Origin of the sequence: Pseudoalteromonas sp. SG45-3 (assembly GCF_014164075.1) — a bacterium.
In the GTDB taxonomy this organism is placed as follows: Bacteria; Pseudomonadota; Gammaproteobacteria; order Enterobacterales; family Alteromonadaceae; genus Pseudoalteromonas; species Pseudoalteromonas distincta.
Genome location: NZ_JACJEN010000013.1, coordinates 12,855 through 38,019, shown reverse-complemented (window position 1 = coordinate 38,019; position 25,165 = coordinate 12,855). Strand labels below are relative to the sequence as shown.

General features: G+C 39.8%; 22 protein-coding genes. 3 read left to right on the top strand and 19 right to left on the bottom strand.

Going from position 1 to position 25,165, the window contains the following annotated elements; translation table 11 throughout:
• Positions 1–7 precede the first annotated feature (7 nt).
• The 6 genes from fliH to H5126_RS14305 all read right to left on the bottom strand — a co-directional run bounded on the left by fliH (position 8) and on the right by H5126_RS14305 (position 6,654).
• Positions 8–814, bottom strand: coding sequence for a flagellar assembly protein FliH (gene fliH, locus H5126_RS14330; protein ID WP_182721179.1), 807 nt, complete (start codon positions 812–814; stop codon positions 8–10).
• A 3-nt stretch (positions 815–817) separates the two neighbouring features.
• Entirely contained in the window at positions 818–1,858 is a 1,041-nt protein-coding gene (fliG, locus tag H5126_RS14325; protein WP_007581881.1) for a flagellar motor switch protein FliG, read from the bottom strand.
• On the bottom strand, positions 1,851–3,569 hold the full coding sequence (fliF, locus tag H5126_RS14320; protein WP_182721180.1) for a flagellar basal-body MS-ring/collar protein FliF: 1,719 nt from the start codon (positions 3,567–3,569) through the stop codon (positions 1,851–1,853). Before fliF ends, fliG begins: the two co-directional genes overlap by 8 nt.
• Positions 3,570–3,589: 20 nt before the next feature.
• Positions 3,590–3,922 (bottom strand): flagellar hook-basal body complex protein FliE, encoded by a 333-nt coding sequence (gene fliE, locus H5126_RS14315; protein ID WP_039484631.1) that lies wholly within the window; start codon positions 3,920–3,922, stop codon positions 3,590–3,592.
• A 156-nt stretch (positions 3,923–4,078) separates the two neighbouring features.
• On the bottom strand, positions 4,079–5,545 hold the full coding sequence (locus H5126_RS14310; protein ID WP_182695477.1) for a sigma-54 dependent transcriptional regulator: 1,467 nt from the start codon (positions 5,543–5,545) through the stop codon (positions 4,079–4,081).
• The gene (locus H5126_RS14305; protein WP_008168789.1) at positions 5,542–6,654 is read right to left on the bottom strand and encodes a PAS domain-containing sensor histidine kinase; all 1,113 of its coding nucleotides are present in this window, start codon (positions 6,652–6,654) and stop codon (positions 5,542–5,544) included. Before H5126_RS14305 ends, H5126_RS14310 begins: the two co-directional genes overlap by 4 nt.
• Positions 6,655–6,786: 132 nt before the next feature.
• On the opposite strand from H5126_RS14305, the gene H5126_RS14300 reads away from it, so the two are divergent.
• The gene (locus tag H5126_RS14300) at positions 6,787–7,380 is read left to right on the top strand and encodes a DNA-3-methyladenine glycosylase I (RefSeq protein ID WP_182721181.1); all 594 of its coding nucleotides are present in this window, start codon (positions 6,787–6,789) and stop codon (positions 7,378–7,380) included.
• 302 nt (positions 7,381–7,682) lie between these two features.
• On the opposite strand, the gene H5126_RS14295 is transcribed toward H5126_RS14300, so the two are convergent.
• Entirely contained in the window at positions 7,683–9,119 is a 1,437-nt protein-coding gene (locus H5126_RS14295; RefSeq protein ID WP_182675115.1) for a sigma-54-dependent Fis family transcriptional regulator, read from the bottom strand.
• A 432-nt stretch (positions 9,120–9,551) separates the two neighbouring features.
• On the opposite strand from H5126_RS14295, the gene fliS reads away from it, so the two are divergent.
• Positions 9,552–9,953, top strand: coding sequence for a flagellar export chaperone FliS (gene fliS, locus H5126_RS14290; protein ID WP_182712652.1), 402 nt, complete (start codon positions 9,552–9,554; stop codon positions 9,951–9,953).
• A gap of 8 nt (positions 9,954–9,961) precedes the next feature.
• The gene (locus H5126_RS14285; RefSeq protein WP_182693698.1) at positions 9,962–10,276 is read left to right on the top strand and encodes a hypothetical protein; all 315 of its coding nucleotides are present in this window, start codon (positions 9,962–9,964) and stop codon (positions 10,274–10,276) included.
• Between the two features lie 96 nt (positions 10,277–10,372).
• On the opposite strand, the gene fliD is transcribed toward H5126_RS14285, so the two are convergent.
• The 12 genes from fliD to H5126_RS14225 all read right to left on the bottom strand — a co-directional run bounded on the left by fliD (position 10,373) and on the right by H5126_RS14225 (position 25,105).
• Complete coding sequence (gene fliD, locus H5126_RS14280; protein WP_182721216.1) at positions 10,373–11,773, bottom strand: flagellar filament capping protein FliD; 1,401 nt, start codon at positions 11,771–11,773, stop codon at positions 10,373–10,375.
• 61 nt (positions 11,774–11,834) lie between these two features.
• Positions 11,835–12,260 (bottom strand): flagellar protein FlaG, encoded by a 426-nt coding sequence (locus tag H5126_RS14275; RefSeq protein ID WP_182712649.1) that lies wholly within the window; start codon positions 12,258–12,260, stop codon positions 11,835–11,837.
• A gap of 155 nt (positions 12,261–12,415) precedes the next feature.
• Positions 12,416–13,900 (bottom strand): flagellin, encoded by a 1,485-nt coding sequence (locus tag H5126_RS21665; protein WP_182712670.1) that lies wholly within the window; start codon positions 13,898–13,900, stop codon positions 12,416–12,418.
• 133 nt (positions 13,901–14,033) lie between these two features.
• The gene (locus H5126_RS14265; protein ID WP_182758546.1) at positions 14,034–15,470 is read right to left on the bottom strand and encodes a tetratricopeptide repeat protein; all 1,437 of its coding nucleotides are present in this window, start codon (positions 15,468–15,470) and stop codon (positions 14,034–14,036) included.
• Positions 15,471–15,537: 67 nt separating this feature from the next.
• A complete protein-coding gene (locus H5126_RS14260; protein ID WP_182712647.1) occupies positions 15,538–17,025 on the bottom strand; it encodes a flagellin in 1,488 nt (495 codons plus the stop codon).
• 276 nt (positions 17,026–17,301) lie between these two features.
• The gene (gene flgL / locus H5126_RS14255; protein ID WP_182721218.1) at positions 17,302–18,555 is read right to left on the bottom strand and encodes a flagellar hook-associated protein FlgL; all 1,254 of its coding nucleotides are present in this window, start codon (positions 18,553–18,555) and stop codon (positions 17,302–17,304) included.
• A gap of 2 nt (positions 18,556–18,557) precedes the next feature.
• Complete coding sequence (gene flgK / locus H5126_RS14250; protein WP_182721219.1) at positions 18,558–20,561, bottom strand: flagellar hook-associated protein FlgK; 2,004 nt, start codon at positions 20,559–20,561, stop codon at positions 18,558–18,560.
• 1 nt (position 20,562) lies between these two features.
• On the bottom strand, positions 20,563–21,579 hold the full coding sequence (gene flgJ, locus H5126_RS14245) for a flagellar assembly peptidoglycan hydrolase FlgJ (protein WP_182758543.1): 1,017 nt from the start codon (positions 21,577–21,579) through the stop codon (positions 20,563–20,565).
• A 166-nt stretch (positions 21,580–21,745) separates the two neighbouring features.
• Positions 21,746–22,840, bottom strand: coding sequence for a flagellar basal body P-ring protein FlgI (locus H5126_RS14240; RefSeq protein ID WP_182721220.1), 1,095 nt, complete (start codon positions 22,838–22,840; stop codon positions 21,746–21,748).
• An 11-nt stretch (positions 22,841–22,851) separates the two neighbouring features.
• Positions 22,852–23,535 carry a flagellar basal body L-ring protein FlgH gene (gene flgH, locus H5126_RS14235; RefSeq protein WP_002959418.1) on the bottom strand — a complete coding sequence of 228 codons (684 nt, stop codon included), beginning with the start codon at positions 23,533–23,535 and terminating at the stop codon, positions 22,852–22,854.
• Between the two features lie 16 nt (positions 23,536–23,551).
• Positions 23,552–24,340, bottom strand: a complete 789-nt coding sequence (gene flgG, locus H5126_RS14230; protein ID WP_002959420.1) for a flagellar basal-body rod protein FlgG — start codon at positions 24,338–24,340, stop codon at positions 23,552–23,554.
• Positions 24,341–24,361: 21 nt separating this feature from the next.
• On the bottom strand, positions 24,362–25,105 hold the full coding sequence (locus tag H5126_RS14225) for a flagellar basal body rod protein FlgF (RefSeq protein ID WP_024589964.1): 744 nt from the start codon (positions 25,103–25,105) through the stop codon (positions 24,362–24,364).
• Between the last annotated feature and the right edge of the window lie 60 nt (positions 25,106–25,165).

The window sequence follows — 25,165 nt, the reverse complement described above, 5'->3', positions numbered from 1 at the left end:
AAAATAGTTAGATACCACTATTATGCAAAAAACTATCCAACGTTTCTTTGACACGTGTTTTTAGAGTCATATCGAGTGACGATTGCGCTGTTTTAACTTCACAGCCACCGCGTTCAAGAGTGGGTTCTGCCATTAGTTGCCAGTTATTATCAATAATGGTTTGTTCGCCGTAGCTCTCTTTTATGAGTTCTAAGTCTTCGGGGTTTAAATGGATTCGTACTTTTTCTTGCTCCGCATTAAGTGAATTAATACTTTGCTTTAACGTGTGTAAAATCACACCTGGCGATGTTTTTACTTCTTGATAAATAACAGCTTCCGCCAACATGCTAGCAAGTTGTACTAATTGCTTCTCGGCTTGTTCGTCCACTTTATCTAGCGGTGCAGTAAGTCCCTCTAAAATGGCTTTTAAACTTGTTAACTGCTCTTCAATTAATGGTTTTACATCTTCAAGGCCTTGTGTTTTACCTTGCCCTAACCCTTCTTTGTAACCTGCTTCTTTACCTTCGCCAACGCCTTTTTCAAAACCGTCTATGTAGCCTTGCTCATGACCTTGCTTGAGGCCTTCTTCGTAGGCGTCTTGCCTAATGCGTTCAAGCTCAATCATAGTAAGCGCAGGCAATTCTGGTTCTTGTGGCTCATCAATTGGCATTTCTTCAGCTAATTCTTTTTTATACAGATCACTAAGCGGTGTACCGTAAGCTGTAGAGCGATTGCCAAAGCTGCTCTCATCTGGTGCTACATCTGGAATAGCCCAGTTTTTTAATAATTCATCTGCTTCATCAGCCCGAAGTGTGCGCCCTTTGAGTTTGCTCATGGTTTACAAGAACTCCTCGCCACCGCCGCCGCCCAGCTGAATTTCACCTGAGTCAGATAAACGACGCGCTGTTGATAAAATCTCTTTTTGCGCCGCTTCTACTTCACTTATACGAACAGGTGCCATAGCTTCTAAATCATCAGCAAGCATTTCGGCTGCACGCTTAGACATATTGCCCAGTATCTTATCTTTAAGGGCATCGTCGGTGCCTTTAATTGCTTTCATTAATACGTCTTGTTGTACTTCTCGAAGGATTGCTTGAATACCACGGTCTTCAACATCCATTAAGTTTTCAAACACAAACATTAAGTCTTGAATTTGCTGCGACATCTCTTCGTCATGCTCACGAATAGAGTCCATTAACTGCCCTTCTACATTGGTATCTAGGTAGTTCATTATATCTGCAGCTGCTTTTAAGCCACCCATTTTAGCGGCTTGTGCACCTGCTTGGCCGGCAAATTGTTTTTCCATAATTTCGTTTAGCTCTTGCAGTGCTGCTGGCTGAACTTCTTCAAGGTTTGCAATACGCATTGTTAAATCTAAACGCACTTTTTCAGGGAACTGAGCAATAATCTCAGCTGACTGTTCTGGCTCTAAATACGATAATACAATGGTTTGAATTTGCGGATGCTCATTACGAATAATGTTTGCTACCTGCTTAGAGTCCATCCATTTTAATGAATCCAAGCCTTTAGCACCTGAGCCCATAACAATTTGGTCAATAAGGCTAGCGGCTTTGTCTTCACCAAGTGCTGCTGTAAGCGCTTTTTTAATAAAGTCTTCTGACTGAAAACCAATGGTACTAAAGCTTTGAATTTGTTCTATAAACAAGTTGTGTACAGCGCTAATTTTAGCTTGAGATAAATCCTGTAGCCCAGCCATTGCCATACCCACTTTTTGCACCTGTTTAGGTTCTAAGTGTTTAAGGATTTGCGCGGCATCTTCTTCTGATAAACTCAAAAGTAATATAGCGGCTTTATCTACCCCATCTAGCTTATCAACATCAAAGGCTGGCGGGAGTTGTTTTTGTTCTTGATCAGTCATCTTCTGTTAACCACGCTTTCACTACTTGTGATGATAGTTCTGGTTCGTTAGCTACAAGGGCACGAATTGCTTTAAGTAAATCTTCGTCGCCATGTAAATCCGGTAACTGCAGTGTACCATCACTTGAGAAACCAACCGAAGCAGAATCAAAGTCTTTATTTAGCATATCAAGTGTATTGTCGCCAATATCTACGCCTGAACTTAATGCATCTTCGTCGTATTCTTCTAGTGTATCGTCTGGGTAAATTAAGCGCTTAAGCATTGGTTTTACTACTGCCATTATCAATACAATGATAACTAAGGCGCCTAGTACAAGGCGGGCTATTTTCATAAACCAGTCTTGTTCCCACAGTGGCACTTCTATTGCTAAATTTGTTGCTTCACGTACAAACGGCACTGTTACTACTTCAAGTGCATCACCACGTTGCATATCAAAACCTACACCACCTTGTAATAAGCGACGAATATTTGACAATGCCTCTACCGAGCGCGGGGCCATAGTTGTTTCGCCGTTTTCTCCCACTTTAGGGACATAGTCAACAGCAACTGACACACTTATTCTGCGTATTACACCACTTTGCTGGCGCTTGTGAGAAATAGTTGTATCGAGTTCATAATTACGTGTTGCTTCTTTGTGGCTACGTGTTGGTGACGTAGCTGTGCCTGCGCCGCCTTGTCCTGCAACTTCAGGGATGTTTGAGTTTAGCGGTGGCTGATTTGTAAGCGCACCAGGAATACCAACAGCTAAACCACCAATGTTATTTTCTTCAAATGTGGTTTCGCTTCTAACCGCTGGTAGGTCTGGGTTATAACGCTTTTGAGTTTCCTCAACTGAGCTAAAGTCCATGCTCAAATCAACTTGAGCTGTATAGTTTGCAAGCCCAACAACCGGTATTAAAATACTGTCTATTTTTTCAAGATACTCTTGTTCGCGCTTGCGTTCTAAATCGTATTCTTTACGAGAGCGTGCTGCTAATGAGCTTTGCGAACCTGAATTTAATAATCGACCATTTTGGTCAGTAACTGTAACACGTGCAGGCTCTAAGCCTTGTACTGCTGAAGCAATCATATCAACAACAGAGTCTACTTCTTCACGGTCAAGTGAGCGGCCACGCTTAAGTGTTAATACAACAGTAGCGGATGGTTTTTTCTCTCTGCGGGCAAATACGTTTTCTTTAGGGATGGCTAACAATACTTTGGCGCGAGTAATGTTATTTAGCTCTTCAATGGTGCGGGCAAGTTGTTGCTCGCGGCCATGTTTAAGGCGTTCGCGCTCTAAGCGTTGGCTTACACCAAAGCCCATATCTTGCATAATTATGTCAGAGCCAGATGCAGGGCCTTGCTCTAACCCTTCGCGGGTCATTAGCAATTTAATGTTTTGGTATTCGCTTTCATCAACCGATACAACATTGCCATCAAGTTGATATTCAATTTTTTGCGCATCTAAAAAGTCTAATGTTTGAATAAGCTCTTCTGTTTGCATTTTGCCTAACGGGCGCATATCTGGCTGACGAGCCCAAATAATAATAAAAATCGCGATAGCTAAACAAATAGCCAATGCTATAACCAATGTTACTTGGCGCAATACATCAACACCATTTAAAGCACTTAAGTAGCCTGACTTTTGTTCTTGTTGATCATCACCACCACCACTTTGGTCAATACCGCCACCAGCAAGTGCTAGGTCTGTAGATTGGTTAGATTGCGCCACAATAATTCTCCACTACCTAATTAAACAGGCATGTTCATGATTTCTTTATAAGCTTCAACAAGTTTATTACGAACCTGTACTGTAGCCTCAAAAGCAACTGACGATTTTTGAGAAGCAATCATCGCCTCAGCAAGAGATACACTTCGATCCCCCATCTCAACTGCTGTTACTTTTTGCGCGGCATCTTGTTGTAACCCGTGCACTGAATTTATTGCATCACTTAGCATATCGCCAAATTGTGCTGTAGAAGTAGACTGCACCTGAGTTGGCAGTTTATTAGTTTGATTATTACGGCCGGCTTCTAAAGCCATTGATTGCATTTCTTGAAATACAGCACTGTTTTGAATTTTCATAATTTATCTCTGACACGCAGTGAACTCTTACAAGTAATAAAGCACAAAGCATGCCAAATAATTAATCATTAAAATACAGTAGGTTAACTTTAATTTGTGTGAGTCAGAGTTTTGACAACCCTAAGCTCGCAGCGCAAACTTAGGGTTTATAGGAGGTTATGCAGGAAGTGAAATACCTAAATCGCGCATTTGCGCTAGTTTATAACGTAAAGTTCGTGGGCTTATACCCAACGTTTCAGCAACGTCTTTACGCTTACCTTGGCAACGTGCAAGGGTTTCTAAAATAATACGATGCTCTTTGTCTTTAAGCTCATCTTTATAGCTACCGGTATCTGCCGCTAGCAAACCTTGATTAGGCTCATCCTCAGCATGCAATTTTTCATCATAATATGCAGAGCTTAACGTGCTTTTATCAACACCTTTATCTGCATGAGCTAATTCTGTTGGCGATACGGTTTGCGCCGGTGCCAATGAAGGCTCCATAACAAAGTTATTAGATACTAAGTTTTCGATAAAAATAGCATGCTCGTTTATTGTATCGCCACTTCGCAGTATAAGTGCACGCTGTATAACGTTATCAAGTTCGCGCACATTACCAGGCCACGCGTGAGCCAGTAACTTTTGCTCGGCAGCTTTATCTAAATACGCCATAGGCTCCTTGCTTTTACTTATATGGCGCTCAATTAAATGCTTAGCCAATACAATAATATCGCCAGGGCGTTGGCACAATGGACGCCACATAAGTGGAAAAACATTAAGCCTGTAATATAAATCTTCCCTAAACTGATTTTCAGACACGGCTTCTTTTAAATCACGATTACTGGTTGCCAAAATACGTACATCGAGCTGAATTGTTTTACGCCCCCCTAAACGCTCTACTTCACGTTCTTGCAGTACGCGTAAAAGTTTAGCTTGTAGTCCTAAGTCCATTTCAGTAATTTCATCAAGTAAAATAGTACCGCCTTGTGCTTGCTCAAACTTACCCGGACATGCTTGAATCGCCCCCGTAAAAGCCCCTTTTTCGTAACCAAATAACGTGGCTTCGAGCATATTTTCAGGAATAGCCGCGCAGTTAATCGCTACAAATGGCTCATTACATCGGCTCGACTTATCATGAATATAACGCGCAAGTACTTCCTTACCCGAACCACTTGGGCCAAGTACCATTACACTTGCATCAGAGCGTGCTACTTTACTTGCAAGCTCCAATAATTGAATACTAGTTGGATCAGCAACAACGGGGCCGTCGGTTTCTTTTGCTTTTTCAGGCAAATAACGGCTCACCATATTTAACAGCACTTCAGGTGCAAATGGTTTTGCCATGTAGTCAATTGCACCTAGGCGCATGGCCTCTACCGCATCGTCAATTGTGGCATACGCCGTCATCATCAATACAGGTAAATCAGGGTGGTTTAATTTAATACTGCGTAGTAAATCAAGTCCACTCATTGCGCCCATTTGCACGTCGCTTACAACAAGCGAAAATTGATCTTTTTTAAGCAGTAACATTGCTTGCTCAGCACTGCTCGCTGCAACACATTCAATACCCGACATTTCAAGGGTATCTATTAAGGCTTCACGAAGCCCTGCGTCATCTTCGACAACTAAAATAGTGTTACTCATAATGACCCCTCTAATTTAGATGTTGCCTTAATAGGCAGTAACAAGCTAAAGCAGGCACCACCATGCGTATTATTAGTCACATCAACACGGCCTTGGTGCGCACTAGCCACCGAACTCACTACAGCAAGCCCTAAACCTGTGCCCTGACTTTTTGTAGTAAAAAATGGTTCAAAAATTTTATCGCTTTGGCTTAAATCAACACCTGGGCCGTTGTCGCTCACACTAATACGAACCATATCTAAATCTTTTAAATCTCTTTGTGCGCTAATTTTTACTTTTGCGCCACCGCCAATAACTTGAATACTATTGTGCACTAGATTTTGAATAGCACTGGCCAATGCCGTTTTATTACCAACTATTTGTATATCGGGTTCTGGTAAGCTTACATCTAGCTCACTTTCATTAAGTGCGACCATCGCATCAGCACCTGCTTTAACTTCGGTTAAAAGCTGCTGCATTGAAACTTGCTCAACAACTTGCTGATCGCCACTTTTAGCAAATAACAGCATGTCGTTTACTTGAGTTTCTAAATCTTTTAAACGCGACATTAACTTTGTTTGAAAATTATCGCGAGATGCTTCGGGTAAGCGCTTTGACCCTAAATTAGCAGCATAAAGCATAGCGGCTGAGAGCGGCGTACGGACTTGATGCGCTAATGATGCAACCATTTTGCCCAGCGCGCTTAATCGCTGCATATGTGCAACACGTTTTTGTAAGCGGCGAGTTTCGGTTAAATCCGTCATTAAAATAAGTTGCCCAGGCTCTGGTGCTAAAGCAGTAATATCAAGTTTTATTAGGCGTCCGTCTTTTAAAGACACTTCATGGCCATCATCTTGATGTGGCCTAAAAGAGCGCTGAATAACATTAAACCAGCGTTCGCCTTCAAGTGGCTCGCCAAGCATATCAATCGCTATTTGATTCGCTTTTGCAATCAACCCTTTGCCATCAAGTACAACCACGCCTGCTGGCATGGTATCAACCAAATGCGAAAGCCAACTTGCTTGCTTGCGCAGATCGCTTAATTCACCAATGTACTCCTCTTGAAGTAAACATGGGTTATACTGATTTGCAGAAAAAAACTGTGGTTTTAGCACGCTAGCAAGGGCCATAATCAAATCTCGAATTGATGTAGATACATGTCTAAATGCACGATTTATACCAAAATTTATTTACATACTTATCATTAAGTTACATCAATAATTTGAGCGACATAAAAATGACGCACACAAAAAGGAATAATAATGAGTGAGCAAAAAAAGTGCCGTTGCCCGTGGCTCGACACCACTAAACCCGACTACGTTATTTACCATGATGAAGAATGGGGCGTCCCTCTTTATGATGATACAAAGCTGTTTGAATTTATCACTCTTGAATCAGCGCAAGCCGGCTTAAGCTGGTACACAATTTTAAAAAAGCGTAGCGGTTACAAAAAAGCATTTGCTAATTTTGATGTAGATAAAGTGGCACAATTCACACAAGATGACGTTGAGAGACTAATGCTTGATGAAGGGATTGTGCGCAACCGATTAAAAATTGCGGCAACTGTTAACAACGCAAAGTGCTTTATAGAAATACAAAAAGAATTTGGAAGTTTTAGTAACTACCAATGGCAGTTTGTCGATAATAAACCGATTATAAGTAATTTAAATAACGCTGAGGACTACCCAGCAATTACAGAGGCATCAACTGCATTTGCTAAAGATTTAAAAAAACGGGGTTTTAAGTTTTTAGGCCCAACAACGGTATATGCGCATATGCAGGCCTGCGGTATGGTTAACGATCACAGTAATGATTGTTTTAGGAAAGAAGAAATTATTAAGACTTTTAGTGAGTAAGTGATTTATAACCATAAAAGTGATTAGTTCACAAAGAGGTTAAGAGACGCTGCGCTTTAGAAAAGTAAAGCGTAAATTGACTATGGTTTCTCATTTACCTTCGTTTTTCTCTTTGTGAAATAACGTTTTATTTAAATGATTAAAAGCTACGCTTTTCACGCGAGCAAACTCAGCGTCTACCGCCAAGGTTTAAGTTTGGGTTATCTTGTAGACGCCATGCTTGCGTGACGGGCAAAGCCCGTAAAGTGATTGATCACAAATGAATAATAAATAACGAAAAGTATTTCACCATTTTCGTACTTCTAATCTCGTGAAAGATTATACTTTTTCATTTTCTCAACGAGTGTTGTTCTGCGAACCCCTAATATCTCTGCAGCGCGAGCTACAACGTAATCATAGCGCTCTAACGCTTGGGTAATTAAGCTAATTTCAAGCTCTGCTAAATAATCTTTAAGTTCAATACCATCATCAGGTAATAGCCCACTACCCGTTTGGCTAAACTCAGCGTCTGGCTCACTTTCGTAATCACTAAAGCCTGTACTAAATATGTCGTTAAAGGCGTCTTTTTCCATTAACTCTTCAGGGTATTCTGGCTCGTAGGCTTCAACTTCAATGTAACGATATTTGTTAGGTAAATCAGGAATATCGACCACTTTGTCAGGGAACATAATAACCATACGCTCCACCAAATTAGCAAGCTCACGAATATTACCAGGCCAAGCATGTTCTTTTAAGCTCTCAACTGCGCGCTCTGTAAACTTAGCGGTAGAACCAGTCTGGTCGTTAACACGGCGCATTAACTCTTTTAAAAGCAGCGGAATATCATCAGCTCGTTCACTCAGCGATGGGTTTTCGATAGGGAATACATTTAAACGGTAATATAAATCTTCCCTAAAACTACCCTCTTCAATCATTGTTTCAAGATTACGATGCGTGGCCGCAATAACGCGTACATCAGCTTGGATTGCCTTTGTACCACCAACACGTTCGTAGCTGCGTTCTTGCAATACTCGCAGCAACTTAACTTGCATTTGCAGTGGCATATCGCCTATTTCATCTAAAAATAGCGTCCCGCCTTGAGCTAGTTCAAAGCGCCCTTTACGAGCCGATATAGCACCAGTAAACGCGCCTTTTTCGTGGCCAAATAGTTCACTTTCGAGCAGCTCTGCCGGAATAGCACCACAGTTTACAGGTACAAACGGTCCATTAATGCGCTTTGAAAGCAAGTGTACATTACGGGCAACCACTTCTTTACCTGTGCCTGATTCGCCCAAAATTAAAACATTAGCATCAGTTTTTGCCACTTGTTCAATTAAAAAGCGAACATCTTTGACTGCCTCTGTTTCACCAACAAGTCCATCAAAAGTTTTATGTGGTTTAGAATGCTTATGCTCATTAGGCAGCATACGCTGATACTGCTGGCAGTCGTGAAGTAACTGAGTTGTTACTTCGTGATTAAACGGCTCGCAAATAAGCCCCACTACATTAGCTATACTTAATAGTGGTTTTAGCGTTTCGCCAATTAACAAAAAGGGTAATGTTGGATAGCGTTTAATTAAGCTTTCGTGGTCAAGTGATTGCAACGCTCCTAAAATAATCATGCATTCTTGCTGCTGATATTTTTTGCATTCTTGTTCAAAGCAGTCTTCGCTTAATAGTTGAGCAGCCTCACCAATAAAGCCAAGTGAAGCATTTAATCCTATTGCGCGGTTGTTATTATTATCTAAAATCAAGATCATATTTAGCGAGCCGTACTTTCACTAATTTGTATAATTAGTTAAATTGTAAGCCAGTTCAGCATGGATGCAAGTGATAGCGGCAGTTTTTTGACATAAACGCCAAAAAACAGGCGGGCTAGTTAAGTCAATCATACTTAATAGTTAATCATTAAGTATGGGTTATAGTTTTAACTTAGCCATTACTTAACTATTACCTAACTATTACCTAACTATAACTTAGCCCTAAAAATTAATTTACTCTGCAATAAAAATGCTATTGTTAGTAAATAAACTCAATTATAAATTTAAGTTGAAGTTACAAATGCCGATACATAAATAAGTGAAAATGCTTGGCATTAATATTGCTTTGTTCTTATAAAAGTATAAAAGCTTAATTAATTTTTTGTATTAGCTTTCACATAATTTTATCGTTTTAAATTTTAGGATTTTCCCATGGCTCATGTCTCAGTAAAAAAATACAGTCAAGTTCGTGCCAGTAGTATTGCCGAAATGGCTCCTTACGAACAAATAAACCTTATATTCAGTAATATTATCGGTCGCTTAGCAGCAACAAAAGGGTTTATTGAGCGCAAAGAAATACAAAAAAAAGGTGAAAACATTTCAGCCTGTGTTTTATTATTTGGTGCACTGCAAGACGCACTTAATTTAGAAGTAGAACAAGACCCTAGTATTTCTAACAATTTATTGGCACTTTACGATTACTGCCAGCGCCGTTTAACGCAAGCGAACATAAACAACGATATTGAAGCAATTGTGGAAGTATCAAGTATTGTTAAAGAAATTAAAGAAGGCTGGGATAATATTCCGCTAGATCAACGAAGCCCTGCGGTTTAATTTCAATTATGGACTCGCCAACATTTTCAGAGCCATTAACTAACTACTCTGAGCTCATACAAAACTTGCTTAGTAAAATTGAAGTGTTAGTAAATGATGATAATGCAGACGAAGCTCAGCCTCTTTTAGACACTTTAAATGTTGAACTAAAGCAATGGTGCGAGAGCAGCGACGGCCCAAGCGCAGAGCAATTAGAATTAGTTCAGCTTCGTATAAATACTATTTTAGTAAAAGCGAATAGTGCAAAAAACGAGTCATCTAAAGCTATTATTAAACATAAAAAATCAGGTAAGGCGATTAAAGCTTATAAAGCAAGTCGCTAAAATCTACTTAAATAGAAAACACAAAAAAACCGTTTTAAATAACGGTTTTTTTGTGCTTTCTTAATTTAGTTATTAATTTAATATCATACTTATCTACTAAGAGTTATCTCGTACTACGCCTGGCATATTCTCTAATTGAGCTTGAACATAACTGCTGGTGTTATTAAGGCTCGCCACTAATAAATCCATCGCATTATATTGAGCATATAAGCGAGACGATAGCGACTCCATTTTACTGGCAAGGTCCAAGCGCTGATCATCTAAATCGTCTAGCTGATTTGTTTTACTATCAATTCGGTTTTGGATAATGCCGTCAGAATCTGTATAAAAGCTCATTAGCTCATCAAAAGACTGTGCGAAGCCATCATCGTCATTACCTACAAAAAACTGCTGCACTAAATTTACATCTGCGTCTATTTGCTCATCGAGTGTTTCTGTATTTAGCGTTAAAACACCATAACGGTCTGTTTCTACACCTAGCCGCGAAAGTGATAACGAGTTACCGTCACCTAAATCAACTGATTCAGTTATTTCACTACGAAGCTTTGACATAACGCCTCGAAGTAGTGAATCTCCAGCCATGACTCCTGCACCCGCTTCACTTGAGGCACCTAGGTTATTGCTCAGCTCTAACAGCTCATTATAACTTTCAATAAAGCTATTTAAGCCTGCTCTAATATTATTATTATTTTCGGTAATTGATATGTCGCTTATGTCGTCATCGATATCGTGCGGTTTTTTAGCTGTTATTGTTATACCGTCAATCACTCCGGCAAATTCATTAGATGAACTACTTACAGTTAGCGAGCCATCAATGGTAATTGATGCATCAATTGCTGCAATTACTTCACTCGCATTTTGCACACCAGCAGTGTCAAATGCCAAACGGGAAAGACCATTTACATCAGTGTTATTACCATCGGTATCAGCAATCTCTATTTTAATTTCATTTTCTGCACCGCTATTTTTAGCGGACATAACCAAATGCTGGCCACTATCATCAGTAATGATAGTCGCATTAATACTGTCGTTATCGTTGCTATCGTTTATCGCATCACGAATTTCACTAAGTGTCGCAGTATCTGAGACTTCAATTTCAAAGCTATTATCACCAGAGGTTAGGGTCATTGTTCCCTCACCTACCGCCGTATCAGCATCGAATGCTTGCGACAATATTTTATGCTCCGTGGCTAAGTTGTTAACTTTTACATCATAACCACCTGGTTGAGCATCTTCGTCTGCACTTATAGATATAAAGTCATCAGTACCTGATGTACTACGTTGTTGGTATTTGTCGCTATCACCCAATGCTTCCATTGAGGTTTGCACTTTTTCAAGCGCTGACTTAAGTGCACCAACAGCAGAAATATCTGTCGTTAATTTACCTTCTGTAGTATTTAAGCGAGACTCAGCCGGTGCTTGTTCAGCATTAACAAGTGCATCAACAATATCTGATACCGCTAGCCCTGAACCTAAACCAGTAAACGAAATAGCCATACTTCACCTCTTTGAATACTTAAAAATATATTAACTTAATATTGGTAATTACAACTACCAACTAAACTGTTTGGTCAATTAAAATTCCTGCAGATTCAGACAGTTTAGACACTAAACTTAATACTTCCTCAGAAGGGTATTGCTTAATAACTTCGCCACTGTTTTTATCGAGCACTTTAATCACATCGCGGCCTGAATCTTCATCAACTTTAAATTGTAAGCTGCGGTTCATTTCACCCATAAAATCCTGCAATTGTTGCGCCATTTGTTCTAGCTGTTCGCGTTCTAACGGCTGAGCTTTTTCATCTTGATTATTATTGTTGTATTGATTTTGCTGTAATTTTTGTTGATTTTGTGCATCCGTCTGCTTTACATCATCAATTGCTCGCTCAGTTAAAGAGTGAGCAGCTTGTCCTATTTGCTTATCATCACCAGCAATGGGAGTCGGTAATGTTGTAATTTCTGCGTTTGAAGTAATTGTATTCATAACAGATTCCTATGTGTACTTAATTAAACCAACAATAGCTTAGTTTATATTCTTAAACCACAAAAGGAGGTAGCTAAAGCCACCTCCTTTTTTAGAATACTAATACTGACTTTATGTATTAGTTAGCTAACCATTAAGCTATTACTTTTGACTTATTAACCTAATAAGCTAAGTGCTGTTTGTGGCAACTGATTCGCTTGCGACAAGATTGATGTACCCGCTTGTTGCAAGATTTGGTTTTTCGTCATCTCTGCAGTTTCAGTTGCAAAGTCAGTATCTTGAATACGACTGCGTGATGCAGATACGTTTTCTGAGATATTAGAGAGGTTACTGATAGTAAAATCCAATCGATTTTGTACCGCACCTAAATCTGCTCGCTGACTATCGATTTGAGCAATCGCACCATCAATAACAGCCAACGCATTTTGAGAGCCTGAAGCTGTAGATAAATCAACATCACCAATAGTATCCAATGCAGAAACATTCGCTGCAGTATCTGCACCTAAAGTTACATCACCTGATGTTACAGAAAACGCTTGAGTAGATGATAATCGAATACTCCCAGCAACTGATGTAGAGTCCGCAGTACCGCCAGCAGTTAAGGTTATTGCTGTTGCACCAACTGTTCCATCATATTCTACACCTTTAGCTACTATTGTGCCTGCTCCTGTAGAATCAACGAAATCCTCAATATTAATATCATCACCAGACTCATCAGTTAATATTAGGTTACCAGTTTCTGCAACCTGAGCCGAAACCCCTGTTTCGCCAGCTCTTTCGTTAACAGCATCGGCAATTGCAGCCATATCTGTTGTTGATGTTGGATTAGCAGAAATAACGCTTCCGTTTAAGCTGAAAGATAACGCTCCTGAGTTACTTAACGCAGAAAGTTCAACTTGCGTACGAGCATCAGCTGTTATACCGGTATCTGCTTGATTAGCATTTATAGAATCGGCAATGGTAGAAGCGCTAGCTCCCGCAGCATTTGTAATAGGAGTATTAGCACCATCTTTACCTACTAACGTAAGACCACCATTAGTAACACCATTACCGTTTGTTGCTGCAGTTGCACCAGCAGTACCTGCTTCACCTAAGCCGGCAGCGGTACCAGCCAAATCGAATGACTGTACACCAATGTTACTCGCACTAATATTCTTTAAAGATACAGAAATTGTTTCGTTAGCATTAGCACCAACTTGGAATTGTTTTGTACCAAAGCTACCATCTAGCAATTGCTGCCCACCAAACGAAGTCGTATCTGAAATGCGTGTTAGTTCTGTTTGTAACGCTGAAACTTCTTTTTGTAATGCTTCACGGTCAGTAGCTGAGTTTGAACCATTAGATGATTGTAATGCAAGTTCACGCATACGTTGTAGTATGTTGGTAGACTCATTCATTGCACCTTCAGCCGTTTGCGCCATTGAGATACCGTCGTTAGCGTTACGTTGTGCAACCGCTAAACCATTTACCTGTGAAGTTAAACGGTTTGAAATTTGCAGACCTGCCGCATCATCTTTTGCGCTATTTATACGCATACCCGATGATAAACGCTCCATTGACGTTGCAAGGTCAGAACCTGAAGCTGAAAGGTTACGTTGAGCGTTTAGTGAAGATACGTTTGTATTTACTGAAATCATAATAAAACTCCTGATTACTTTCGTAATGTTGCTGTTTAAGTTTAACCAAGAGCTATCACAATTATATGTTCAAGCTCCTTACTGATTAGGTTAACGGCAGCAAAAAAAATAACTTTAATCTTTTTTGTATTTTTATTTATTTTTGTAATTCGAAAAGTTCAGAAACAGTATTCGGTTTAACATGATGAACATCTATATGATACTTAAGATTACTTACGCCATTGTCGTCAGTTAATTTGTACACATCTAAAAAAGGCATGGAATTAGTTTTACAAAGTTTTTTAAGTTTAGAGTTAAAGTAGGCAATTAAAAGCTTAAATTCATTTTTTTTGTTAACATCAAGACTCAATATAGCTTGGGGGTGCGGGGAAGGAACACCATATATAATAAAAGTATGCCTATTTTTATTTTCTTTTTTTAGCATATTAAAATATTTTTCTAGCATGAAATCAACCACTAACAAAGGATCTTTACCATGCTTTAAACTGTAATTAAATATGCCTTCGTTAACCCTGCAATCAATTTCACCAAAACCTAGAATAATAGTACTACTTTTAGGCAGACCGCTAAAAACAACTTTTAGGCTGGATTTGTACTGGTTGTAATCACCTATCAGGTGAAATATTTTTGTACCAGTAATAAAAAGAGACTTTACTGTATTTTTCTTATTTTGATATTTTACTGTCATTCCATTAGGTGCAAAACCATTACTTTCAGATATAAAGTAAATGCTGGGTTGTATTTCTGCTGTATAGCTAAACTGATTCGATTGACGATATATAAATAGTTGCTTGAGGTAGTGGTGGAAAATACGATGATTTTTTAAGTTTAAATTTTTAGACTCAATAGTATGTATTTTTTCACTTAACAATATAGCCTGCATTCCTTCAATATCATTATCGAAAAGCCAAAATAAAATAGCTTTACCTATTAATAACTCACATAATTGAAAGTCATCAAGCCGGTGGCTCATTAAGCCAATATCAGCAAACTCAAGAGCATCTTCATATTGATGTAGAAACATAAAGTTACTGAATATCTGAAAGTAAACTTCTGATTGCTTTGAATCAATTTCTAAAATTTTTAATTGCAGGTTAAGTGCGTCATGGAAACGTCCTTGCTCTGTAAGGAAAATACTAAAGTCTAGTAAATACTTAGCTTCAATTGGATTACTTTGAATAGCTTTTTGGAAGTTTTTCTCGGCATCAATGTGTTTACTCAACCTTTTTTGAGTATTTGCTAGGTTAATTAAAGCTTCACAGTAATTTTTTTTAATCTGCAGTGCTTTATGGTAGCTATTTTCTGCTGATTTGAATTCTTTTTTATCAACAAAAACATTACCTAGGTTATTAAAAAGCGAAGCTCTGTAGGGAGTTTTTTTTATTAACCGATTAAAAATATTTATAGACTCATCTAACTCGCCGAGCTGATGCTGCATGAGAGCTTTTAAATGAAGCGCGTCAAAAAGATTCGAATTTTTTTTTAATATCTGCTCTAATAATACAGATAGTAGGTCAAATTCCCTTTGTTTGTATAGCTCACTAGCTCTGCTAATTTTTTCCTTAATTCCCATAATTTATCCCCATAAAAAAAGGCTATGATATTAGCCTTTTTTAAATATTTAAAAAACAAGATTAAACTTAACCGCCAAGAAGGCTAATAGCCGCCTGAGGTATTTGATTAGCTTGAGAAAGAATTGAAGTCCCTGCTTGTTGCAATATTTGGTTTTTAGTCATATGCGCTGTCTCTGTCGCAAAGTCTGTATCTTGAATACGACTTCGTGATGCAGAAACATTTTCAGATATATTTGCTAGGTTACTAATTGTATGGCCAAAACGATTTTGCACAGCACCCAAATCAGCTCTTTGACTATCAATCTGAGCAATTGCACCATCAATTATAGATAGCGCATTTTGTGAACCTGATTGGGTTTGAATATCTATAGATCCAACAGTATCTAATTCAGATACATTAGCGGCGGTATCTGCACCTAATGTTACATCCCCAGCAGTAACAGAAAAAGCCTGAGTAGAGGATAGTCTAATGGTACCGGCAACTGAAGTAGAGTCATTACCACCACCAGTTAAAGTTATTGCTGTTGCACCAATTGTTCCATCATATTCGACACCTTTAGCTACAATAGTTCCTGTTCCTGTGGAATCTAAAAAGTCTTCAATCTTTATATTCTCACCAGATTCATCCGTTAGAATTAAATTCCCTGTCTCAGCAACGGCTGCAGAAACACCTGTTTCACCGGCTCGAGCGTTTACTGCATTAGCTATAGCAGTCATATCTGTTGTTGATGTTGGGTTTGCTGAAATAACATTACCATTTATTTTAAACGATAAGGCTCCTGCATTGCTCAACCCTGAAAGTTCAACTTGAGTTCTCGCATCTGCGGTAATACCAGTAGATTCTTGATTAGCATTTATAGAATCGGCAATAGTATTTGCACTTGCACCGGCTGCATTTGTAACAGGTGTGTTTGCACCATCCTTACCAACTAAAGTTAGACCACCGGCTGTAACACCATTAGCCGTTACTGAGCTTGCATCAGCTGCCGCAACTCCAGCTTCACCTAAGCCAGCAGCAGTCCCAGCTAAATCAAATGACTGAATACCAATATCACTTGCCGCAACACTATTTAATGACAAAGAAATAGTTTCATTTGCATTAGCCCCTACTTGAAACTGCTTAGTGCCAAAGTCACCATTAAGCAGCTGTTGCCCACCAAAAGAGGTAGTATCTGATATTCGAGTTAATTCGGTCTGTAATGCCGAAACCTCTTTTTGTAATGCCTCTCGATCAGAAGCGGAGTTTGAACCATTCGCTGATTGAAGAGCTAACTCTCGCATACGTTGGAGAATATTAGTAGATTCATTCATAGCACCTTCAGCAGTTTGTGCCATTGAAATACCATCGTTAGCATTACGCTGCGCAACCGCTAGACCGTTAATCTGAGTAGTCAACCGGTTTGAAATTTGTAGGCCGGCGGCATCATCTTTTGCGCTATTAATACGCATACCTGATGACAAACGCTCCATCGAAGTTGCTAAGCCTTCGCCAGATTTAGTTAAGTTACGTTGTGCGTTTAGTGACGACACATTAGTATTTACTGTTAATGCCATTTTACCATCTCCTAGGTTTAAACAGAGTGTGGTTCAACACGATTTAACAGGAACCACTGTTCGATAATTTCTTACAATAAGAAAAGCATTTACTGTGCCAACTTTAATTTATTTTTAAGATGCTGTTTTTATTGATAAATATGACGCTTATTAAATTGTAAATAAATAGTGAAGTGTTTTAGAAGGGAGTGACATTTTTTTGCCGCGGTTTTGTAGCCAATTTTTGCCGCAAAGTATTGCCGCTTTAAAGTAGGTAAAGCGGCAAGGTATTTCTGCTTATAAGTAATCGAATAATGAAAGGTTAGTTAAACGGCCAAAAGTAGCTTGCGATGCTTGCAGTGCCGTTTCTTGTTTGGTTAGTTCGCTAATAGCTTCTGCCATATCAACTTCAACTAAGTTAGAGCGATTACTTTTATTTTGAATATCGAGTGCTAAGTTTGAATCACTTACTCTTTCAAGTGCATTCATACGCCCACCTAAACTTGCTTGGGTAAACACGACTTGCTCACTGGCGTTTTGTAATTGCACTAAGCCATCAGCAAGTACTTGCTGAAAGTCATCACCTTCAAGTGTGCCATCGTTAAGGCCGGTAATAAGTGCTTGTAGTGTATTGAGTACGTTTTCTTTGCCTGGTTTTTCAAGGCTAAAATCGAGTTGGCCTGGTGCAGTGCCTTCAAATTCAATTTTCATACCTGCAAAATCGATAGGCTCATCAGTAACTTCACCTGTTACTGCGGGGGTTAATGCTGCGCCGTCTCGGTATATTTCGTAGGTTTGTGGATCTGTTGCTGTAGCACCTGGGCTTACTAATACACTATATGTATTTGCAGTTGCTAGAGCTGTTGGGTCTGCGTTGTAATTTGCTTGATGAAACTTATCAAACTCAGCTTGGCCGTCAACATATACACTTGCCGCTGTAATAGAGCCTGAAACACTTGCCGTGTTAGATTCTACATTTAATCGCGCGTTAGTTTTTTCAAACGTATCAAAGCCGTTATCACTCGCTTTAATTGATACCCCTTCAGCTATAGTTATTTGGTGCTGGCCTTGGTCGCCATTATAGGTGTACTCACCCGCCGCAGAATCAAACTGATACGGCTGCGTGCTGTCTTGATATCCTGAAAATATAAATTTACCGTCTTCTGATCGGGTGTTCATTAAGTTAGCTAACGTTTGTTGAATGCCACTAAGTTCTGATGCAAACGTCTTTAAATCGTCCTTAGTATAAACACCATTACCAGCCTGAATAGTGAGCTCTTGCGCTTGTTGAATATTACTATTTATACTTTGTAATACGCTTTCTTCTGTTTCTAGGCGGCCATTTAGCTGATCGATATTTTTAGTGTATTGCTCATTCGTTTGTATTTTATTTGAATACAGCATAGCTTGCGAAATAGCAGCTGGCGCTTCTGAAGTGGTTAAATACTTTTCACCTGTTGTTACTCGCTCTTGAGCATTTGCAACACCTTGTTGGTTGTCGAGTATTTTATTTATGTTGTTTTGGTACATTAAATTATTTGATAAACGCATAATTACCTCGCCGCATTTAATAAGGTGTCAAAAATTTCTTGAGCTGCTGCTAAAACTTGTGCTGATGCTGAATATGATTGTTGAAAACGCAGTAAATTTGCGGCCTCTTCATCTAGGTTTACACCCGATAACGACTCGTACCATGCCTCAGATTGCTGTGCTAGAGCATCAAATGCAGCCCCACTTGTGATTGCTTGGCCAGTTATAACACCTATATCACTCACTAATCCTGAATAAGCTTGGTTGAACGTTTTATGGTTGTCGGCCGTTGCTGTTGTTTCTACATTTAAACGGACTAACTCACCATTTTGTAAATCAGCTAATTTTAAACCATTACGGTTATCGTCAAAGCCGCCTTCGTTAAACTCAAGTGTAAAGGTATCGCCTGTTGCTGGTGTACCTTCTATATCAAAATCGAATCCGTAGGTATCAAATGGAGCACCCGCTTGCGATAACATTCCTTTTGCAGGAGGCGTAATAGTAAAAGTGCTCGTTCCGCTATTATCTGTAATTTGATATTCGTTAGCATTACCTGTTTTAACAAGCGTTATTTCACCGTTTGTTAAGCTTGGTGTTGAAGTAAATCCACCGGAGGTAACACTTGTTACTTCTCCCGCTGAAATAGTAGCGGTACCTATATTATTTAAATCGTTAGCAGTACGGATTGGCGATGCTAGTGCTAAATCTTCTGCGCGCCCTGTTGCAAGTGTAATACTTGAAGCAGCATCTGAATTAAGCTTTATTTGAAATTGATCCCCCTCAACACCAGCCCCAGATACATTTACTTGAAGACCAAATGATTCGCCTGAGGTTATAGTCGATGAATCAATAACACCTGACGATATATCAGCAAGTGAAGGCTGCCCCAGCGGATCGCCTTTGTTATCTATAGGCTGAATACTTACTTCGTTGGCATTGCCTGTATAGGTAATAATAAAGTCACTGGCAGGAAGTTCACTGCCCTTACCTGGCTCTACCGTTGCAGTCATACCAGCAGTGCCCGTGTTAGCTTGATACGCATATGCGCCAACGGTAGGTATATTAAAAATATTACCCCCTAGCTGACCTGTTGCATCCATACCCAATTTGTTTTGTTCGTTAAATGCATCAGCAATAGCTAAGCCCATTTGACCAATTTGGTTTTGCGCAGGGACTAATATGTCATCTCTAAAAGCAAGTAAACCGCCAATTTTGCCTTTAAGCTTGCTTACATCAACTTCAAGCGGCACAGCTTTGCCACCATTAACGTCAAGCGTGAATTCTTTAAAGTTAGGATCAGGATCCCCTGTCATCGAAAATAAGTTAAATGCGCCATTTTGCATAACAACCGCTTCGCCTGTGCCCATAAAAACGAGTTTTTCGCCATTTGGACCATCAAGCGTTTCTATGTCTATTAGCTCTGACAAGTCGCGTATTGCTTTATCGCGTTCGTTATAGGTAGAGCTGGCATCTGCGGCGTTATTAGTGCCATTAACTGCTGCAATATTTTGATTTAGCGTGCTAATACTTTGAATGAGTGAGTTTGCTTCGTCTGAAAAAATTTCAAGCTGCTCGTTCACTACACTTTTTTGATCAAGCACGATGCCAGAAAGCCTATCCATTTGATCAATTAAGCTTTGCGCGTCGGTCATTACTAATGAGCGAGCAACGGTAGATGACGGTTGATTAAGCGCTTCTTGTACGTTATTAAATAAAGAGTTAATGCCAGTCGATAGATTATTCGACTCTTCAGAAAAAATAGTATCAACTCGATTTGCCTCTGTAATAAACTGATCGAAAAACGATTTATTAGAGGTGTCACGATTTAGCTGTGACTGAGCAAACTCGTTTAGTAATCGGTATGTTTCGCCTCGCCCTACTTGGTTGTCAACCATAGTAGTAAACTCTGTACGCTCGCGCACATAGCCTTCGGTATTAACATTGGCGATATTTTTACTTGTCGTTTGCAGTAGCTCCGAACTTGCTCTAACCCCAGAACTGGCAATGTTTAATAAATTAAACGACATGTTACTCTACTCCTTGGCGGATCACGTTTGCCGCAATGTCTTTTAGCTGGCTGCTATTGAGCACTTTTTTTATTTTGCTGGCATAATTTGGATCGGTTGCATAACCTGCTTTTTGTAATGAATCTAAAAAGTCATTTGGTTTTGCTGTATTTTGTAATGCTTCTTTGTAGCGTGGGTTTTGCGTTAAAAAATCAACGAAGTCGTTCACGCTATCTTTAATTGAATCGTAGGCTCTAAAGCTGGCTTGTTTTTTAACGGGTGTACCTTGCTCAAACTCAAGCGTTACTTTGCTTGCTTTGTCGCCTTCCCAGCTTTTATCTGACTTAATATTAAACAAGTTATTTGAGCTGCCACCGTCACTTTTGTTAATAATGTGCTTACCCCAACCGGTTTCAAGTGCCGCTTGTGCAACCATTACCGCAGGATTTAAACCAATTTTTTGCGCTGCAGTTTTAGCGTGTTCCCACACTGAACTTACAAACTCTTCTGCATTTTTAAATGTTGGGCTATCGGTTTTAGTCTCTGCAGTATCGACTTTAGGCTCAGCAATATCGGCTTTAGTACTCTTAACGATAAGATCGGGTTGCTTATTTTTTTGCTCATGAGGAAGAGCGGATCCGACTTGCGTATCGCTGAAAATATCGTTGGTTGTTCTAAGCACCGAGCCTGGCATAAAGTTTTTAGACTCAGGCGATAACTGCTGAACAATTAAATCGGCAAGGCCTAACGAGCCATTTGAAGAAAGCTCTGTTGAAAGTTGCTGGTCGTGCATTTCTTCAAAAAACTTTACGCCACTTGAATTAAATGGGCTGTCTTTGTCTTCAAATGCTTCGTTAGCTTTGCGCATTCCTTTGAGCAACATTTGCGTAAAAATAGCTTCAAATTGTGCGGCCGCTTTTTTGAGCGCAGCTTTAGAAGCATCAGTTGATGCATCGCCACTCGTTAAGGCTTCTTTACGAAGTGAATCTAAGTTGCCTAAATCAAAAAAGTTTTGTTTATCGAGATGATTAGTTTCCATCGGCTTTTTGACACAAAATGAATAATGCAGTTAAAAATGCAAAAATTGAGCCACTACCGATAAAACAAGGAAGATAAAAATAATAAACTTAAGTTGCTGTAAATAAAAAGCCCTAATTTCAAAAATATAGGGCTTGAGTAATACGTTATTTATTGGCTTGGGTTATTTATATAACAACCAACTGTCCGTTAATTGCGCCAGCTTCTTTTAGTGCTTCTAAAATAGCCATTAAGTCACCAGGAGCTGCGCCTACTTCGTTAATTGCGCGAACTAAATCGTCAAGGCTTACGCCTGGATTAAATACAAAGGCGCGCGAGTCATCTTGGTTTACATCAATAATACTTTGCTGCGTGACAACTGTATCACCGTTTGCTAGCGGATTTGGTTGTGACACGTTTTGTTGTTCTGCAATTGTTACTGTTAAGCCACCATGAGTTATAGCCGCAGGCTGAAGCTTAACGTTCTTGCCAATGACAATTGTACCGGTGCGCGAGTTAACTATAATTTTAGCGGCCATGTCAGCTGGTTTAAATTCTAAGTTTTCGAGTGTTGATAAATACGATACACGCTGGGATGCATCGCGTGGTGCTATAACACGAATAGAAACAGAATCTATTGCTTGTGCGCTATTTGGGCCAACTAAGTCATTAATTGTTTTTTCTAGGCGTTTTGCCGTTGTAAAGTCTGGGCGGTTTAAGTTGAAGGTAATGTAATCGCCTTGCATAAATGGGCTTTCCACGGCGCGCTCAACTGTAGCGCCATTTGGTATACGGCCAACTGTAGGGGTGTTAATTACAACCTTACTGCCATCAAGACCTTGTGCGCCTAAGCCACCGACAATTAAACTACCTTGTGCAATTGCATACACGTTACCATCTACACCTTTTAAAAAAGTTTGTAGTAAAGTACCTCCACGTAAGCTGCCTGCACTACCAATAGAAGAAACCGTTATATCTATTGTTTGCCCGGGTTTTCTAAATGCGGGTAATTCAGCATGCACAGCAACAGCGGCAACATTTTTAATTTTAGGACTTTGAGTTGAAGGTAGCGTAATACCAAAGCTGTTCAACATGCCTCTAAAACTTTGTTGTGTGTATGAGTTTTGCTCGCCAGTGCCCGGTAAACCAACCACTAAGCCATAACCAACTAGCTGGTTAGAGCGTACGCCTTCAACCATAGACACATCTTTTATGCGCTCAGCACTGGCGCTAAACTGCCAACCTAATAACACAACTAAACATAAAGCTTTAAGGCTATTCATGTTGTTACCCTCTAAAATGGAAACAGCGAACTGCTAAAGAAACGTGTAAGCCAACCAGGACTTTGCGCCTCTTGCGTTTGCCCTTTACCTGAGTATTGAATACGTGCATTAGCAATACGATTTGATTCAACCGTATTATCGGCGCTTACGTCTTGAGGGCGTACTAGCCCTTCTAAACGAATAAACTCTTCACCGGTATTAAGCGTTAGCCATTTTTCGCCGCGTATAACTAAATTACCGTTAGGTAAAACGCGCATTACATTAACCGAAATATCGCCCACTAAGCTGTTTGACTGGTTTGATTTTGAATCACCCGTAAACGACGAATCACTACCTATACCAAACTGAATACTATCGCCACCTATATTTACAGGTAGACCACCTAAGCCAATCACTGGGTCTAAGCTTGCGTCAGTTTCTTTGTCTGTTTCTGTTTTAGCGGCCTTTGTTGCTTGAGTAGACTCTTGCAATTTAACCGTAATTATATCGCCAGTACGTAGCGCTTTTTTATCAGAATATAAGTCGTTTGATGTATGAGTATTAAACAATGAACCTGTGGCTACCAGCGGCTCTAAAATAGGCTCGGGGTACATAGGTGCGTAGTAAGGGTCGTCCTGCACTACCTCACTATTTTGCGTAGACATACAGCCACTTAAAAATAATGTGCCCGCTGCAAATAAAATAATATTACGCATAATTCCCCCTATTCTATTAAAGCTGTTGATTGATATAACTCATCATTTCGTCAACGGCCGAAATTACTTTTGAGTTCATTTCGTAAATACGCTGAGTTTCTATTAGATTTACCAGCTCTTCAGTCACATTTACGTTAGATGTTTCGAGTGAGCCTTGAATAATACTACCTAACCCTTCAACACCAGGATTACCTTGTACAGGCGCACCACTTACAGCCGTTTCGGTATAAAGGTTTTGACCAATTGGCTCAAGACCCGATGGATTAATAAAGTCACTAATAGTCAGCTGACCAATCACAACGTTATCGGCTTGGCCTGCAACACGTACAGATACTTCGCCGTCTTGCGAAACCGTAATTGATTGCGCGTCATCTGGTACATTCATTTCTGGCTGAATCACATAACCTGCGCCCGATGTCACAATTCGTCCATCGCCATCAGTAGTAAACTGACCATTGCGCGAGTAAGCAATATTGCCATCTGGTTGCAGTACTTCAAAAAAACCTTCGCCAGAAATCATCCAATCTAGTGAGTTTTCGGTGGTCAACATGTTGCCTTGCGTAAACTCTTTTTGGTTAGCTACAACTTTAGCACCCGCACCTAACATTAAGCCCGACGGCATTTCGGTATCTTGCGATGAACGACCACCTGGTTGATTAATATTTTGATAAAGTAAATCTTCAAATATAGCGCGGCTTTTTTTGTAACCTACGGTACTGGCATTCGCTAAATTATTTGAGATAACCGATATATCGGTTTGTTGAGCGTCTAGCCCCGTTTTACTGATCCACAATGCTGGATTCATAATCGTGTCCTCACTTTAAAGTTAAACTATGCGTAATAACTGATCTTGACGCTCGTCAATTTCTTCAGCTGTTTTCATTAATTTCACTTGTAATTCAAATTGGCGCTGGTGGCTTATCATGTCGACCATTTCGTGAACCGGATTCACATTCGACATTTCAAGCGAACCACTTAAAACTTTTACATTGGCAGAGGTATCTACTGTTACATTTGCTTTTGGTCTAAATAAACCGTCGTTACCTTTTTCGAGCTGTGAGCTATTTGCTTCAACAACTCTAAGCGTGTCGATTTCTTCTAAAAAGTTAGCAGGAGCGCCTTGTGGTCGAACTTGAATAGCGCCATCTTGGCTAAACCCTATTTTTTCGACTGGGACGGGTAAAATAACAGGTCCCCCTTCGCCAATAACTTGACGACCATGGCTGGTTACGAGCATACCTTGAGCTGTAATGTTTAACGTACCCACTTTTGTGTAAGCTTCATTACCGGAGGCATCTTGCACAGCAAGCCATGCGTTATCGCTCATTGCGATATCTAAGTCTCGCCCGGTTTGAACAATGCCACCCGATACCATGTTTGAACCCGGACGCTCTTGCATTGAAAATACACGTGTAGGCAAACCTTCGCCAAACGCTTGCATAGAACGCGCCTGGGCAAAGTCAGCTTTAAATCCTGTTGTATTTGCATTCGCCAAATTATTGGCTTTAAGCGCAAGCCCTTGTAGGCTTTGCTTAGCGCCAGAGGCCGCAATGTAGACCATTTTGTCCATAGTATCGACTCACATAAAAAATCTCTGAACTTACAAATGCAAAATAGGTGCCAGATTAAA

Coding starts and splice junctions, on each gene's coding strand:
- H5126_RS14310 (WP_182695477.1), bottom strand. CDS start 5,545: ATGAGTAACACTATTTTAGTTGTCGAAGATGACGCAGGGCTTCGTGAA.
- flgH (WP_002959418.1), bottom strand. CDS start 23,535: ATGCGTAATATTATTTTATTTGCAGCGGGCACATTATTTTTAAGTGGC.
- H5126_RS14300 (WP_182721181.1), top strand. CDS start 6,787: ATGAGTGAGCAAAAAAAGTGCCGTTGCCCGTGGCTCGACACCACTAAA.
- fliS (WP_182712652.1), top strand. CDS start 9,552: ATGGCTCATGTCTCAGTAAAAAAATACAGTCAAGTTCGTGCCAGTAGT.
- H5126_RS14265 (WP_182758546.1), bottom strand. CDS start 15,470: ATGGGAATTAAGGAAAAAATTAGCAGAGCTAGTGAGCTATACAAACAA.
- flgG (WP_002959420.1), bottom strand. CDS start 24,340: ATGAATCCAGCATTGTGGATCAGTAAAACGGGGCTAGACGCTCAACAA.
- flgL (WP_182721218.1), bottom strand. CDS start 18,555: ATGCGTTTATCAAATAATTTAATGTACCAAAACAACATAAATAAAATA.
- H5126_RS14275 (WP_182712649.1), bottom strand. CDS start 12,260: ATGAATACAATTACTTCAAACGCAGAAATTACAACATTACCGACTCCC.
- flgJ (WP_182758543.1), bottom strand. CDS start 21,579: ATGGAAACTAATCATCTCGATAAACAAAACTTTTTTGATTTAGGCAAC.
- H5126_RS14285 (WP_182693698.1), top strand. CDS start 9,962: ATGGACTCGCCAACATTTTCAGAGCCATTAACTAACTACTCTGAGCTC.
- H5126_RS14225 (WP_024589964.1), bottom strand. CDS start 25,105: ATGGACAAAATGGTCTACATTGCGGCCTCTGGCGCTAAGCAAAGCCTA.
- H5126_RS14295 (WP_182675115.1), bottom strand. CDS start 9,119: ATGATCTTGATTTTAGATAATAATAACAACCGCGCAATAGGATTAAAT.
- flgK (WP_182721219.1), bottom strand. CDS start 20,561: ATGTCGTTTAATTTATTAAACATTGCCAGTTCTGGGGTTAGAGCAAGT.
- H5126_RS14305 (WP_008168789.1), bottom strand. CDS start 6,654: ATGGCCCTTGCTAGCGTGCTAAAACCACAGTTTTTTTCTGCAAATCAG.
- fliD (WP_182721216.1), bottom strand. CDS start 11,773: ATGGCTATTTCGTTTACTGGTTTAGGTTCAGGGCTAGCGGTATCAGAT.
- H5126_RS14260 (WP_182712647.1), bottom strand. CDS start 17,025: ATGGCATTAACAGTAAATACTAATGTGTCGTCACTAAACGCACAACGT.
- fliG (WP_007581881.1), bottom strand. CDS start 1,858: ATGACTGATCAAGAACAAAAACAACTCCCGCCAGCCTTTGATGTTGAT.
- fliE (WP_039484631.1), bottom strand. CDS start 3,922: ATGAAAATTCAAAACAGTGCTGTATTTCAAGAAATGCAATCAATGGCT.
- H5126_RS14240 (WP_182721220.1), bottom strand. CDS start 22,840: ATGAATAGCCTTAAAGCTTTATGTTTAGTTGTGTTATTAGGTTGGCAG.
- fliH (WP_182721179.1), bottom strand. CDS start 814: ATGAGCAAACTCAAAGGGCGCACACTTCGGGCTGATGAAGCAGATGAA.